The organism is Roseomonas sp. SRI_022, from assembly GCF_057586215.1.
Window position 1 is genome coordinate 197,930 of record NZ_JBYCZL010000007.1, and the last position, 12,436, is coordinate 210,365.

Here is a 12,436-nt window from a genome sequence, read left to right on the forward strand (position 1 = left end):
CCTGCCGGGGTGCAGGGGCAGAGCCCCTGCGTAACTCCCTACGCCGCCTTCACCACCCGCCCCCGCGCATCATGCAGCGACAGCACCGCCAGCGCCGCGCTCACGCTGATCATCCCCACGGTGATGAAGGCTGGCCCGTAGCTGCCGGCCACGTCTCGCCACACGCCGCCCATCGCCGCTGACACGGCGCTGCCGAGCTGGTGGGCGGCGAAGGCCCAGCCGAAGACGATGGCAGCCTTCTCCGGGCCGAAGTGCAGGGCGGCGAGTTTCACCGTGGGTGGGACGGTCGCGACGTAGTCCAGGCCGAAGAAGATCGCGAAGAGGGTCAGGGAGAACATGTCGAAGCTGCTGAAGGGCAGCCAGATCAGGGAGAGGCCGCGCAGGCCGTAATACCAGGCGAGCAGGGCGCGGTTGTCGAAGCGGTCGGACAGCCAGCCCGACGCGACCGTGCCCATGAAGTTGAACACCCCCATCATGGCGAGGAAGGACGCGGCGGTGACGGCGGACACGCCCATGTCGCCGCAGAAGGGGATGAAGTGTTGGTTGACGATGCCGGTGGAGGACAGGCCGCAGATGAAGAAGGTCCCGGCGAGGATCCAGAAGACGCGGTTGCGGAGGGATTCGCCGAGGATCGAGAGGCTGAGGGTGACGACGTTGGGCCCGGCCGGGGCGGCGGGGGGTGTGATCGCCTGGGCGCCGTAGGGCGGCAGGTTCACCTGGGCGGGCCAGTCGCGGGCCAGCAGCAGGTAGAGCGTGGCGCAGATGGCGAGGCCGATGATCGCGGGCAGGACGGCCATGCGCCAGCCATGGGCGCTCGCCAGTGCCGCGGCGGCGGGCAGGAAGGTGAGCTGCCCGGCCGCGAAGGCGGCGGTGAGCATGCCCATGACGAGGCCGCGGCGCTCGGCGAACCAGCGGTTGGCGACGGTAGCGGACAGGATGAGGGCGCCGGCGCCGGCCGCGCCGCCGAGCGCGCCGAGGCAGATCCACACCTGCCAGGGCGCGGTGACGCGGGTCAGGCCGATCACGGCGAGGACGGCGGTGGTGGTGGCCGTGGCCACGACCCGGCGCAGCCCGTAGCGGATCATCAGCGCGCCGGCGAAGGGGGCGATCAGCGCAAAGAGGATGAACATGACGCCCATGGCGCCGGAGATGGCGCCGCGGCCCCAGCCGAATTCCTCGGTCATCGGCACGAGCAGGACGCCGGGCAGGCTGACGGCGGCGGAGATGCAGACGGAGACGAGGAAGGTGAGGCCAGCCATCACCCAGCCGTAGTGGATGCCGAGGCGGGCGAGGCGCGTGGCGAGGTGTGTTGCGAGCATGGCGTGTGTCCCGGCGTTTGCCCGGGAGGGAACGTCGATCGGCCCGGTCCCGCAAGGTCATAATCTGGACCTTGCCGCGCGCCAGCGGCCGGATGGGCGGTCTTGCGTGGCTCGCACGACAGCCTGACCGATCGAAGGTGCAGGAAACTTGAGTTTCCTGCCGGGGTGCAGGGGCAGGGCCCCTGCGTCTCCCTTCGGTGCGCGATATTCCATTTGACCTTGGCGGCTTCGCGCGCCAACACTTAACTCAATGGTTCAGTTTCAATCCCCCCAGCTCGACCGCGTCTTCGGCGCGCTGACCGACCCCACGCGCCGGGCGCTGCTCGCGCGGCTGGCGGAACAGGGCAGCCTGTCGGTCAGCGACCTCGCGCGGCCGCTGCCGATGTCGCTGCCGGCGGTGATGAAGCATCTCGATGTGCTGGAAGGGGCGGGGCTGGTGGCGCGGCAGAAGACCGGGCGGACGGTGTCCTGCAGCCTGGTCGCCGCGCCGATGGAGGATGCGATGGCCTGGCTGCAACGCTATGCCCGGTTCTGGGAGGAAAGCCTCGATCGCCTGGCCGCGGCGCTGGAGCGCGCGCCGTGAGCGAGACGGTGCCGAGCCTGACCCTGGTGCGACGCCTGCGTGCGTCGCCGATGCGCGTGTTCGAGGCGTGGACGAGTGCCGAGATCCTCGCGAGCTGGTTCGGCCCGCATCACACGCGGGTCGAGGAGGCGGAGGTCGATGCCCGCCCCGGCGGCCGCTTCCGCATCGTGCTGCGGGAGGAAAATGGCGAGCGGCACGAGGTCGGCGGCACCTATGCCGAGGTCACGCCGGCGGAGGGGCTGGTCTTCACCTGGGCCTGGCACAGCACGCCGGAACGCCAGTCCCGCGTGACCATCCGCCTGCGCCCGGTGGCGGAGGGGACCGAATTGACGCTGGTGCATGACCGCTTCGCGGATGAGGCGACGGCGACGCGGCACCGGCGCGGCTGGACGGAATCGCTCGAACGGCTGGAGGCGCGCTTCGGCGACGCCTGAGGCTGACCGCAATTCTGCTGAGGGAGAGAGCAAGATGGCGAACCGCGTGACGCTGTTGGTCGGGACCAAGAAGGGCGCCTTCATCCTGCGGAGCGATGAGGCGCGACGGGATTGGTCGATGCGCGGCCCCTTCTGCGAGACCTGGCCGATCAACCACATGGTCGCCGACCCGAAGTCCGGCACGATCTGGGCTGCCGGCGGCAATGAGTGGTTCGGCCCGGCGGTGTGGCGGTCGGAGGACCTCGGCGCGAGCTGGACGCATTCCAGTGCGGGGCTCGCCTATGACGTCGGTACGACGCCGATCAAGTCGGCCTGGTCGCTGGCGCTGGGGCCGGGGGGCAGGCTCTGGGCGGGGGTCGAGCCCGCCGGGCTGTTCCGCAGCGATGACCGCGGCGAGACCTGGTCCCATGTCACGGGCCTGACCGAGCATCCGACGCGCGCCGAATGGCAGCCCGGCGGCGGTGGGCTGATCCTGCATTGCATCGTGCCGCATCCGAGTGATCCTGACCGGGTGTGGGTCGCGGTCTCGACCGGCGGCGTCTTCGCCACCGAGGATGGCGGCGCGACCTGGACGCCGCGCAACCGCGGCACGCGCGCGGATTACGCGCCGGAGGACCAGCGCTATCCGGAGCACGGCCAATGCGTGCATGCGCTGGCGATGGCGCCGGGCATGCCAAACCGCCTGTACCAGCAGAACCATTGCGGCATGTACCGCAGCGACGATGGCGGGCGGCAGTGGGTGAGCATCGAGGCCGGGCTGCCCTCGACCTTCGGCTTTCCCGCGGTGGCGCATCCGCGCGATCCGAACACGCTGTTCCTGCTGCCGCTGAATGGCGACCAAGCGGGGCGCTTCATGCCGGATGCGGCGGCGGCAGTGTGGCGCACGCGCGATGCCGGGGCAAAGTGGCAGGCGTTGCGGGAGGGGCTGCCGCAGCGGAACGCCTATTTCGGCGTACTGCGCCGGGCGATGGCGGCCGATCGGCTGGACCCTGTCGGTGTCTATTTCGGCACCAGCGGCGGCGCGCTGTTCGCAAGCGCGGATGAGGGCGAGGCCTGGACCTGCATCGCCGAGCATCTGCCGACGATCCTGAGCGTCGAGACTCTGGTGCTTGATGCCTGAGCCCGTGTCGGTCGTCCTGCCCGATGCGCTGGTGCGCCTGTTCCCGGGCGCGCCGCGGCATCTGGACGTCGAGGCTGGCACGGTTGCAGAGGCGATCGCCGCGCTGGACCGGCGATGGCCCGGCATGGCCGACCGGCTGCGCGATTCGACGCCGGCGATCCGGCGGCACCTGAACATCTTCGTGGACGGGGAGCGGGCGCGCCTGCACAGCGCCATCCCGCCGGGTGGCGAGATGCTAGTGATGACGGCGATGAGTGGCGGCTAAGGGGACCGCATCGGCAACCAGATGTGTGGTGGCGCGTTGTCTCCGGCGACGAGTAAGGAGATTTCTCATGCGCCCGATGTCCCACCTGTTGGGCCTGGCCTTGATCAGCGCGACGATGACCGCCGCTCCGGCCTGGGCGCAGGCACCGGCACCGCTCGCCTTCGTGCAGCCCCTGTCGCCATCCGCGGCCATGGCGGTGCAGGAACGCCTGCGGGAGGCCGGCGTCTATGCCGGCGCCGCCGATGGCATGTGGGGGCCGGAGAGCCAGATGGCGCTCGACCGCTTCCAGCAGGCCCGTGGCCTCGGGGTGACGGGGTCGATCAATCTCGCCACGGCGCAGGCGCTGGGGCTTGGCGTGCCGAGGCTCCTGCCGCCGGCGGTGGTGGAGCCCGTCGCGATGGCGCCGGCGGTGGTGGCCGTGCCGCTCAGCCCGCGCGCGGTGCGCAACGTGCAGATGCAGTTGCGGGCGCTCGGCTTCTACCAATGGGGTGTCGATGGTGTGTGGGGCGCGGGCACGCAGGCGGCGCTGGAGCGCTTCCAGCGCGGCCGGGGCCTCGAGGCCAATGGCCAGATCAACCCGACGACGGCGCAGGCGCTCGGCCTGAACCCGAGCAACCTGGAACTGCCGTTGCGCTGAAGCACCGCTGTCGCGCGGCGACCCCGGAACCTTAAGATGCGACCCCGGCGGGGATGCCCCTCGCCGGGGTGGCGCGCATGTCCCTGGACTTCGACGACGAACGGCCGGGCGGGCCGGCGAAGGTCGCGGTCGGCGTCGCGACGGTGCTGCTGTTCATCGTGGCGATAGGGCTTGGGACCTCCGGCGGATCGGATCGGTTCCTGCCGCTGCTGGTGGTCGTGCCGCTCTATGCGCTGTTCGTGCTTTGGGTGCTGGTGCGGCGGCGGGTGACGGTGTCTGCGGGGGGCAGTGCGGTTGTCGTCACGCGGACGCTGTTCGGCCTGCGGTGGACACGGCGGATCGGTCTCGGCGCCTTCACCGGCGTGCGGTGCCGCGGCCTCTGGCTGCGGCCGAGGGGCGGCTCACCTCTCGCTGGCACGCCGGAAGGGGATGCGCGCTTCATCAAGTTCGACCTGTCGCTGCGCCGCGGATGGCGCGGGCTGCATCTGGGTATGCTGTCCGACCCGGTCCAGGCCGAGGCGATGGCGCGGGAGGCCGCGCGCCTGATCGGCGTGCAGGCCGAACGGCGCGACTACGTGTTGCGCGCGGACGGCCTGCCGCTGTGGGAGCGCGGCGCTCGGTCCAGCCTCGGCTGAACGCGCTCAGCCCGCGACAAGGCTGTCCGCGAGGCTCTCGAACATCGGCAGTCCGTCGGTCCCACCCATCAGCGGGTCCACCAGGTCTTCCGGATGTGGCATCAGCCCGCAGACGCGCAGGTTGGGCGACAGGATGCCCGCGATGCTGCGCGCGCTGCCGTTGCGGTTCGCGGCTTCCGTCACCGCGCCGGCCTCGTCGCTGTAGCGGAAGGCCACCAGCCCTTCGCCTTCCAGCCGGTCGAGCGTGGCGTCGTCGGCGAAATAGTTGCCGTCCCCATGTGCCATCGGCGCGCGGAACACCGCGCCCTTCTGCCAGCGCGACGTGAAGGCCGTACCAGCGCGCTCCACCCGCATGTGGCAATCCATCGACAGGAAGCGCAGCGTGGCGTTGCGCAACAAGCCACCGGGCAGCAGCCCTGCCTCGATCAGGATCTGGAAGCCGTTGCAGACGCCGAGGATGTGGCCGCCCTTCGCGGCGAAGTCCTTCACGTCCCTCATGATCGGCGACTGCGCCGCCATCGCCCCGCAGCGCAGATAGTCGCCATAAGAAAAGCCGCCGGCGAGCACCACCAGGTCGAGGTCCTTCGGCAGTTCCTCACGGTGGAACAGCATCAGCGGATCGCGGCCGGTCACGCGCTTCAGCGCGACGCGCATGTCGCGTTCGCGGTTGGTGCCGGGGAAGACGATGATGGCGGCTTTCATGGGGCGTGTCCGTGCGTTCAGCCGAGGGAAAGGCGCAGCCAGTGAAGCCCGCCCATGATGACGATGGTGGCCGCGGCCGCGATCGCCGCGGCTGTCACCCAGCGGTCCAAGGTGCGCTTGCCCCGGGCGACGATGCCGCCAGGCATCGGGCGTACGGCTGTCGAGGCAAAGCGCTGTTCCCGCCAGCGCAGCCCCATCGCGATCAGGACGGTCAGCACCGCCATCGCGAGAAGGCTGGCCTTCACCATGTCAGGTGATCTCCACCCGGAAGGATTCGATCACCGTGTTCGCGAGCAGCTTGCGCGCCATGTCCTCCGCCACGGCCTTCGCCTTGGCGGTGTCGGTCTCGGCGAGGTCGAGCTCGATGACCTTGCCCGCGCGCACGTCGTTCACGCCGGCGAAGCCAAGCCCTTCCAACGCATGGCCGATCGCCTTGCCCTGCGGGTCGAGGACACCAGCCTTGGGCATCACATAGACCCGCGCCTTCACTGCATCACCTCCGGCCCCGTCATGTCGCGCGGGCCGGCCTCGGGCAGGATGCCGAGGCGGCGGGCGACCTCCTGGTAGCCTTCCTCGACCTTGCCGAGGTCCCGGCGGAAGCGGTCCTTGTCCATCTTCTCGCCGGTTTTGGCATCCCACAGGCGGCAATTGTCGGGGGAGATCTCGTCCGCGAGGACGATCCGCATCTCCTCATTCTCCCACAGCCGGCCGAATTCCAGCTTGAAGTCCACGAGGGTGATGCCGACGCCGAGCAGCAGGCCGGTCAGGAAATCGTTCACCCGCAGCGTCAGCGCGACGATGTCGTCGAGATCCTGGGTGGAGGCCCAGCCGAAGCAGGTGATGTGCTCCTCGGCCACCATCGGGTCACCGAGCTGGTCGTTCTTGTAGTAGTACTCGATGATCGAGCGCGGCAGGCGCTGCCCCTCGGTGATGCCGAGGCGGGTCGCCAGCGAACCGGCGGCGACGTTGCGCACCACCACCTCGAGCGGGATGATCTCGACCTCGCGGATCAACTGCTCGCGCATGTTGAGCCGGCGGATGAAGTGCGTCGGGATGCCGATCTCGGCCAGGCGCGTCATCAGGTATTCGCTGATGCGGTTGTTCAGCACGCCCTTGCCGGTGATGGTGCCCTTCTTCTGGGCATTGAAGGCGGTGGCGTCGTCCTTGAAATACTGGACGAGGGTGCCGGGTTCCGGGCCCTCGAACAGGATCTTGGCCTTGCCCTCGTAGAGTTGTCGGCGTCGCGCCATCGCGGGGGAATCCTTGCAGACGCCAGGCCGAGGGGCGGCTGGCGATAGAGGGGCGCGGTATAGCACGCCTTCCCTGAAGGGCCATTGCCGTGCGGCCCTGGCAGATACGCGTCAGGCGGGCAGGGGCAACGCCAGGGGCTCAAATGGGACCGCCCCGGGCCGCCCAGGGCAGAAGCGCCATTCCCGCGACCCGTCGGCGCCAAGCGCCAGAAGGCTGGCGCAGACCGTGCCGAAGCCGCCGGTCGGCGGCACGTTCAGCGTTTCGGCAGGGCCGATGGCCAGGTCGTACTCGCCGTCGGCCAACAACCTCTCCCAGGACGACCAATCGGGCCGGCCGGGGTCGGGGGGCGGAGTGGCGCGGAACCGCGGCAAATGGCGCCGGGTGCGCGGGCTGGTCGGGTCGTTGGGATCATGGGCCGTGACCATCGAAATGCCCTCCGGCAGCGGAACGACATCCGGGTGCGCCGCGCCCAGGCCGCGCAGGAAGAAGGCGCGTCGCGAATCGGCGACCACCATGTTGAAGGGGCGCCATTCGGCAGCGGGCAGGTCGGCGATCGTCGCGGCGGCGGCCGTGGCTGTCGCGGCCTGCGCGGCGAGGATCGGCAATTCCCCCCGCGACCGTTTCCCCTCGGCAGGGCCGAGGCTGCCGGGCCGGTTCAGGACAGCCGCGACCACGCCGTCCCGGCCAAGTGCCATCCAGGTGCCGCCTGCCATGCGGTCACGTCCACCGATGATGTCAGGATGATCCGGCCACCAGGCGGCCGGCGGGTCCCAGACGCGGTCGAGCCGCTCATCGCGATTCGCGGCGATCAGCAGAGGCCAGCGATGGCCGGGCCGGTACAGGACGATGACGGTACACATGCCTGCAGGCTGCGGTGTCGCGCGCCGACGGGCAATGGGACAGCGGCCGGGGATCACGCCCGATGGACGTGATCCCCTGAACCGAATCCGCTCAGAAGCGGAAGTTCAACGAGACGCCCGGCGGTCCGTAATAGACGGGCGGCGGCGCGTAGTAGACCGGCGGCGGTGCGTAATAGGCCGGCGGTGCATAATACACGCGCGGTGCCGGGGCGTAGTAATATGGGCGCGGGGCATAGTAATACGGGCGCGGCGCGACATAGACCGGCCGCGGCGGCGGGCCCCAGCCGCGGCCGGGATGGCCATAATAGCCATGGCCGCGACCGCGGTTGCCATCGCCCGCGGCCGCATCGGTCGGCACGACTGCCACTGCGGCACAGGCCGCGATGGCAAGGGCCGTGATGGTCCGGGTCAGGCGCATGGTGTTGCTCCTCTTCGACATGGCCAAGAGTTACCACCGATCCATGTTCTAAACGGGGCAACGCTGCCTTAGTTATTTCGCAAGAATTCACAAACTCGCGATTTCAGCCGGCGCCGAAAACCCTGCGGAAGACGGTGTCGACATGGGCGAAGTCGCGGGCCGGGTCCATCGCGGCTTCCAGTGCGGCCGGGCTTAGCAGCGCGGAGACGGTGGGATCGGCCTCGAGGTTGGCACGGAAGTCGCGCCCGCCCGGCGTGCCCAGTGCTTCCCAGGTCGCCATCGCCGCGCGCTGCACGGCGGCGTAGGAATCCTCGCGGCTCATCCCCGCCTGGGTCAGGGCCAGCAGCACCTTCTGGCTGTGCACCACGCCACCGAGCGATTCGAGGTTCGCCGCCATGCGCTGCGGGTAGATCGTCAGCTTCTCCATCATCCCGCTCAGGCGCATCAGCGCGAAGTCGAGTGCGATGGTCGCATCCGGCGCGATCACCCGTTCCACGGAGGAATGGCTGATGTCGCGCTCATGCCACAGCGCGACGTTCTCCAGCGCCGGCACCACATAGCCGCGCACCAGGCGGGCGAGGCCGGTAAGGTTCTCGCTCAGCACCGGGTTGCGCTTGTGCGGCATCGCCGAGGAGCCCTTCTGTCCGGGGTGGAAATACTCCTCCGCCTCGCGCACCTCGGACCGCTGCAGGTGGCGCACCTCGGTTGCCAGCCGCTCGATGCCGGAGGCGACGACGGCGAGCGCGCAGAAGAAGGCGGCGTGACGGTCGCGCGGGATGACCTGGGTGGACACCGGCTCGACCGCGAGGCCGAGCTTGCCCGCGACGAATTCCTCCACCCGGGGATCAACGCTCGCGAAGGTGCCGACCGGGCCGGAGATGGCGCAGGTCGCGATCTCGGCGCGGGCGGCGACAAGCCGCGCCCGGCCGCGGGCGAATTCCGCATAATGGCCGGCGAGCTTCAGCCCGAAGGTGGATGGCTCGGCATGGATGCCATGGCTGCGCCCGATGGTCGGCGTCATCCGGTGTTCCATCGCCCGCGTCTTCAGCGCGGCGAGCAGCGCGTCCAGATCGGCGATCAGCAGGTCCGCCGCCCGGGTCAACTGCACCGAGAAGCAGGTGTCGAGCACGTCCGAGGAGGTCATGCCCTGGTGCATGAAGCGCGCCTCGGGCCCGATGCCTTCGGCCATGAAGGTGAGGAAGGCGATGACGTCGTGGCGGGTGACGCGCTCGATCTCGTCGATGCGGGCGACCTCGGCATCGCCGATCGCCGCGGCGCGGGGGGCGCCCTTCTCGCGGATCACGCGCGCCGCCTCGGCGGGGATGGTGCCGAGCCCGGCCATGGCCTCGGCGGCCAGCGCCTCGATCTCGAACCAGATGCGGTACCGCGCGGCGGGCGACCAGATGGCTTCCATCTGCGGACGGGAATAGCGCGGCACCATGGGGCAGGCTCCGGAACGGTCAATGCGGGCGGGGTTTGGCGCGCGGGCGCGCGCTGCGCAAGCGCGGGCGTTGCAGATCCGTCATTCGGGGTTGCGGTGGGTCGGGCACATCGGTATCTGGCGTCAGGTTAAATTCAAGCAACTTAACTCCGGGGCCGTCGCACGATGTTGGAAATGCTGCCTGAGTGGCTCCAGCCGCTCGCCATGGTGCTGTTCATCGATATCGTCTTGGCGGGCGACAACGCCATCGTCGTCGGCATGGCTGCCGCCGGCCTGCCCCCCGACCAACGCAGGAAGGCAATCTTCTGGGGCATCATCGCGGCGACGGTGATGCGCATCGCCTTCGCCTCGATCACGGTGCAGCTGCTCAGCGTCGTGGGCATCGTGCTCGCGGGCGGCGTGCTGCTGCTCTGGGTCTGCTGGAAGATGTACCGCGAGCTGCGCGAGGGCCACGACAGCCACGAGACGACCGCGCAGCACGAAGGCATCAGTGCCATCGAAGGCGAGCCAACGCCCGGTGCACCACGCAAGACGCTGCGCCAGGCCATCATCCAGATCCTGGTCGCCGACGTCTCGATGAGCCTCGACAACGTGCTGGCGGTGGCCGGCGCGGCGAAGGACCACCCCTACGTCCTGATCATCGGCCTGGCCTTCTCCGTCGTCCTGATGGGCGTGGCGGCGACGCTGATCGCCAACCTGCTGAACCGGCACCGCTGGATCGCCTGGGTCGGCCTGCTCGTCATCCTCTATGTCGCGGGCCAGATGATCTTCGAGGGCACGCACCAGGTCACCGAGGCGGTGCCGGAGGCCTATGCCTACCTGTTCCTGCCGCTGGGCTTCCTGATGCCCTCCATCGCCGGCATCTTCCCGATCTGGCTATGGGTGGGTGCCACGGTCATGCAGATGGTCGTCTATTCCTCGATCATCACCCTGGTCGCAGGTGCGGTCCGTGACGCCACCCGGCGCCGGGCTGCGGTCTGACCACCGCGGCAACGGTCGGGCGGCACGCGCCGCCCGGCATGGCGTGTCACGCTTTGGCCGAAATTGGCTGCGTTTCTTCGCCCACCCCGGCGCGCCGTTGCGCGCCGGATGGACACTGGGGGACGCAATGATCGGTTGGGGACAGATCGGCCGCCTGGGCCGTGGTGGGACCGCGGCCTGTGCCATCCTGGCGGTCGCGGGCTGCACCATGATGGATCCGATGGCACCGAGCCTCGAGACCATCGCGCAGGGCATGCCGCAGGACCTTGCCGGCTTCGTGCTGGGTGACACGGCGCAGCGGCCGGGGCCCGCCCTGTTGCTGGACTACGCGACGCCGAACCGCAGCGCGGTAGGGTCGGTCCTGGTCTATTCAGGGGCAGCCGCCGCGGCGCCGTCGGATCCGGCCGCGCCGGCCATAGACCGCGAACTGACCGCCGCCGTGGCGGAACTCTCCGAGGCCCCGCAGGGCCGGACCGGCCGCCGCCTGGCGGAGCGGGAGCGCGTCACGCTGCCCGAGGCCGGGCTGCGCTGCGCCATCATGACGGGTGCCTTCGGTCGCGCGCCGGTGGCGCGCCAGGTCTGCGTCGGCGGGGCCGATGGGCGCTTCGTGAAGATCCAGGTGACAATGGCCGATACCAGGCCACCGCCCGCCGACGCCACGGCCTTCGCCGGCGCCGCCCTCCGCGCGGTGCGCGCCGCGCGCGGCGGGTAGTCGCCTCCCGGAGCGGCGTCGCGCCCCGGGGGCCCCGTCAGCGCAGGCAGCGGAGGAACACGGTCGAGGCGTGTGCGACCTCGCCGATCTCGGCGGCCGTACGCAGCGCCGCCGTCGGGTCCTCGAGCTGAGGCTGGACGCCGTGCTCACGCATGAAGTCCACCGCTTCCGTGTGCTTCACCGCGAAATTCACGTTCTGCGGAATGTCACCGGTCGCCTGCGCGATGCGCTGCGCATTCAGCTTGGACACGATCACGCCCACCACATGCCCGCGCAGGTCAAGGAGCGGGCCGCCGGAATTGCCCTGCTGGACGGGCGCGCTGATCTGGATCTGGCGCGGATTGTCGCCGAGCCCAGCCAGTGCTGAGACGTCGCCCGTCGTCAGCGTCGGGCCGGAGGACAGCAGCCCCGCGAGCGGGAAGCCGTAGGTCACGACGTTCTCCCCGCGTCGCACCTCGGCGGTGCGGCGGAAGGGCAGGACGGGACCGGCATCGGCCTCGGTCCGCAGAAGCGCCAAGTCGCGCTGTGCATCCACGGCGATCACCGTTGCCGCGACCTCCTGCCCCGCGGCGTTGCGCGCGATCATCGCGGTGCAGCCCTCGGCGACGTGATGGTTGGTCATGACCTGGCGCGGCGCCACGACGAAACCGGTGCCGGAGGAAACGTCGCGCGGCTGCTGCCGGCCCGGACTGCCGGGCGCGGCGGCTGCCGCGGCGCCGAGCGGCGGCGGCTTGCTGCGCGGCAAGGCGGCCATCTGGCCGGGTGCGCGGCCCCCCGGCGATTGCGGGGCTGCCTGTTGCGGTCGTGCTCCGAGCGGCGGGGGCTTGTCGCGCGGCAGCGCCATCTGCGGCCCGGGTGCAGGCCTGCCGGGCGATGGCCCCGGACGGAGCTGCGGTGATTGCGGAGCAGAGGGCGGCGGCAGGTTGCCGAGCGATCCGCCAGGCTTCTGGGCGATGGCCGGAAGCGCGGCGCAGGCAGCGGCGAACGCGACGATCGGCAGGGTGTAGCGCATGGGCGAAGCGTGCCGGGTCGTGGCCCATAAGGTCAACGGCTGCGGCGTGATGTGGCGTACGCCGCG

General features: G+C 70.2%; 16 protein-coding genes and 1 pseudogene. 8 read left to right on the forward strand and 9 right to left on the reverse strand.

Going from position 1 to position 12,436, the window contains the following annotated elements:
* Positions 1–38: 38 nt before the first annotated feature.
* Positions 39–1,319, reverse strand: coding sequence for an MFS transporter (locus AC2YHJ_RS09400; RefSeq protein WP_487395569.1), 1,281 nt, complete (start codon positions 1,317–1,319; stop codon positions 39–41).
* A gap of 250 nt (positions 1,320–1,569) precedes the next feature.
* On the opposite strand from AC2YHJ_RS09400, the gene AC2YHJ_RS09405 reads away from it, so the two are divergent.
* From AC2YHJ_RS09405 to AC2YHJ_RS09430, 6 genes are all read left to right on the forward strand, one after another.
* Positions 1,570–1,902, forward strand: coding sequence for an ArsR/SmtB family transcription factor (locus tag AC2YHJ_RS09405; protein ID WP_487395570.1), 333 nt, complete (start codon positions 1,570–1,572; stop codon positions 1,900–1,902).
* Positions 1,899–2,336 (forward strand): SRPBCC family protein, encoded by a 438-nt coding sequence (locus AC2YHJ_RS09410; RefSeq protein WP_487395571.1) that lies wholly within the window; start codon positions 1,899–1,901, stop codon positions 2,334–2,336. The genes AC2YHJ_RS09405 and AC2YHJ_RS09410 overlap by 4 nt, the downstream gene beginning before the upstream one ends.
* 34 nt (positions 2,337–2,370) lie before the next feature.
* A complete protein-coding gene (locus tag AC2YHJ_RS09415) occupies positions 2,371–3,456 on the forward strand; it encodes a WD40/YVTN/BNR-like repeat-containing protein (RefSeq protein ID WP_487395572.1) in 1,086 nt (361 codons plus the stop codon).
* Entirely contained in the window at positions 3,449–3,721 is a 273-nt protein-coding gene (locus tag AC2YHJ_RS09420) for a ubiquitin family protein (protein ID WP_487395573.1), read from the forward strand. Before AC2YHJ_RS09415 ends, AC2YHJ_RS09420 begins: the two co-directional genes overlap by 8 nt.
* A 67-nt stretch (positions 3,722–3,788) precedes the next feature.
* A complete protein-coding gene (locus tag AC2YHJ_RS09425; protein ID WP_487395575.1) occupies positions 3,789–4,358 on the forward strand; it encodes a peptidoglycan-binding domain-containing protein in 570 nt (189 codons plus the stop codon).
* A 77-nt stretch (positions 4,359–4,435) separates the two neighbouring features.
* Positions 4,436–4,993, forward strand: coding sequence for a hypothetical protein (locus tag AC2YHJ_RS09430; RefSeq protein ID WP_487395576.1), 558 nt, complete (start codon positions 4,436–4,438; stop codon positions 4,991–4,993).
* A 6-nt stretch (positions 4,994–4,999) separates the two neighbouring features.
* Here AC2YHJ_RS09430 and purQ read toward each other — a convergent pair whose 3' ends face one another.
* The 7 genes from purQ to purB all read right to left on the reverse strand — a co-directional run bounded on the left by purQ (position 5,000) and on the right by purB (position 9,665).
* Positions 5,000–5,695, reverse strand: a complete 696-nt coding sequence (purQ, locus tag AC2YHJ_RS09435) for a phosphoribosylformylglycinamidine synthase subunit PurQ (protein ID WP_487395577.1) — start codon at positions 5,693–5,695, stop codon at positions 5,000–5,002.
* A gap of 17 nt (positions 5,696–5,712) precedes the next feature.
* On the reverse strand, positions 5,713–5,943 hold the full coding sequence (locus AC2YHJ_RS09440; RefSeq protein ID WP_487395579.1) for a hypothetical protein: 231 nt from the start codon (positions 5,941–5,943) through the stop codon (positions 5,713–5,715).
* 1 nt (position 5,944) lies between these two features.
* On the reverse strand, positions 5,945–6,184 hold the full coding sequence (gene purS, locus AC2YHJ_RS09445; protein WP_487395580.1) for a phosphoribosylformylglycinamidine synthase subunit PurS: 240 nt from the start codon (positions 6,182–6,184) through the stop codon (positions 5,945–5,947).
* Complete coding sequence (purC, locus tag AC2YHJ_RS09450; protein ID WP_487395581.1) at positions 6,181–6,945, reverse strand: phosphoribosylaminoimidazolesuccinocarboxamide synthase; 765 nt, start codon at positions 6,943–6,945, stop codon at positions 6,181–6,183. Before purC ends, purS begins: the two co-directional genes overlap by 4 nt.
* A 111-nt stretch (positions 6,946–7,056) precedes the next feature.
* Positions 7,057–7,806, reverse strand: coding sequence for an NRDE family protein (locus AC2YHJ_RS09455; RefSeq protein WP_487395582.1), 750 nt, complete (start codon positions 7,804–7,806; stop codon positions 7,057–7,059).
* Between the two features lie 91 nt (positions 7,807–7,897).
* The gene (locus AC2YHJ_RS09460) at positions 7,898–8,224 is read right to left on the reverse strand and encodes a hypothetical protein (RefSeq protein WP_487395584.1); all 327 of its coding nucleotides are present in this window, start codon (positions 8,222–8,224) and stop codon (positions 7,898–7,900) included.
* A 103-nt stretch (positions 8,225–8,327) separates the two neighbouring features.
* A complete protein-coding gene (purB, locus tag AC2YHJ_RS09465) occupies positions 8,328–9,665 on the reverse strand; it encodes an adenylosuccinate lyase (protein ID WP_487395585.1) in 1,338 nt (445 codons plus the stop codon).
* A 165-nt stretch (positions 9,666–9,830) separates the two neighbouring features.
* Here purB and AC2YHJ_RS09470 point away from each other — a divergent pair.
* A pseudogene (locus AC2YHJ_RS09470) lies at positions 9,831–10,454 on the forward strand (TerC family protein); the annotation flags it as partial.
* A 412-nt stretch (positions 10,455–10,866) separates the two neighbouring features.
* The gene (locus AC2YHJ_RS09475; protein WP_487395586.1) at positions 10,867–11,358 is read left to right on the forward strand and encodes a hypothetical protein; all 492 of its coding nucleotides are present in this window, start codon (positions 10,867–10,869) and stop codon (positions 11,356–11,358) included.
* 37 nt (positions 11,359–11,395) lie between these two features.
* Here AC2YHJ_RS09475 and AC2YHJ_RS09480 read toward each other — a convergent pair whose 3' ends face one another.
* Positions 11,396–12,370 carry a S1C family serine protease gene (locus AC2YHJ_RS09480; protein ID WP_487395587.1) on the reverse strand — a complete coding sequence of 325 codons (975 nt, stop codon included), beginning with the start codon at positions 12,368–12,370 and terminating at the stop codon, positions 11,396–11,398.
* Between the last annotated feature and the right edge of the window lie 66 nt (positions 12,371–12,436).

Coding starts and splice junctions, on each gene's coding strand:
- AC2YHJ_RS09400 (WP_487395569.1), bottom strand. CDS start 1,319: ATGCTCGCAACACACCTCGCCACGCGCCTCGCCCGCCTCGGCATCCAC.
- AC2YHJ_RS09405 (WP_487395570.1), top strand. CDS start 1,570: ATGGTTCAGTTTCAATCCCCCCAGCTCGACCGCGTCTTCGGCGCGCTG.
- AC2YHJ_RS09415 (WP_487395572.1), top strand. CDS start 2,371: ATGGCGAACCGCGTGACGCTGTTGGTCGGGACCAAGAAGGGCGCCTTC.
- AC2YHJ_RS09420 (WP_487395573.1), top strand. CDS start 3,449: ATGCCTGAGCCCGTGTCGGTCGTCCTGCCCGATGCGCTGGTGCGCCTG.
- AC2YHJ_RS09425 (WP_487395575.1), top strand. CDS start 3,789: ATGCGCCCGATGTCCCACCTGTTGGGCCTGGCCTTGATCAGCGCGACG.
- AC2YHJ_RS09430 (WP_487395576.1), top strand. CDS start 4,436: ATGTCCCTGGACTTCGACGACGAACGGCCGGGCGGGCCGGCGAAGGTC.
- purQ (WP_487395577.1), bottom strand. CDS start 5,695: ATGAAAGCCGCCATCATCGTCTTCCCCGGCACCAACCGCGAACGCGAC.
- AC2YHJ_RS09440 (WP_487395579.1), bottom strand. CDS start 5,943: ATGGTGAAGGCCAGCCTTCTCGCGATGGCGGTGCTGACCGTCCTGATC.
- purC (WP_487395581.1), bottom strand. CDS start 6,945: ATGGCGCGACGCCGACAACTCTACGAGGGCAAGGCCAAGATCCTGTTC.
- AC2YHJ_RS09455 (WP_487395582.1), bottom strand. CDS start 7,806: ATGTGTACCGTCATCGTCCTGTACCGGCCCGGCCATCGCTGGCCTCTG.
- AC2YHJ_RS09460 (WP_487395584.1), bottom strand. CDS start 8,224: ATGCGCCTGACCCGGACCATCACGGCCCTTGCCATCGCGGCCTGTGCC.
- purB (WP_487395585.1), bottom strand. CDS start 9,665: ATGGTGCCGCGCTATTCCCGTCCGCAGATGGAAGCCATCTGGTCGCCC.
- AC2YHJ_RS09475 (WP_487395586.1), top strand. CDS start 10,867: ATGGCACCGAGCCTCGAGACCATCGCGCAGGGCATGCCGCAGGACCTT.
- AC2YHJ_RS09480 (WP_487395587.1), bottom strand. CDS start 12,370: ATGCGCTACACCCTGCCGATCGTCGCGTTCGCCGCTGCCTGCGCCGCG.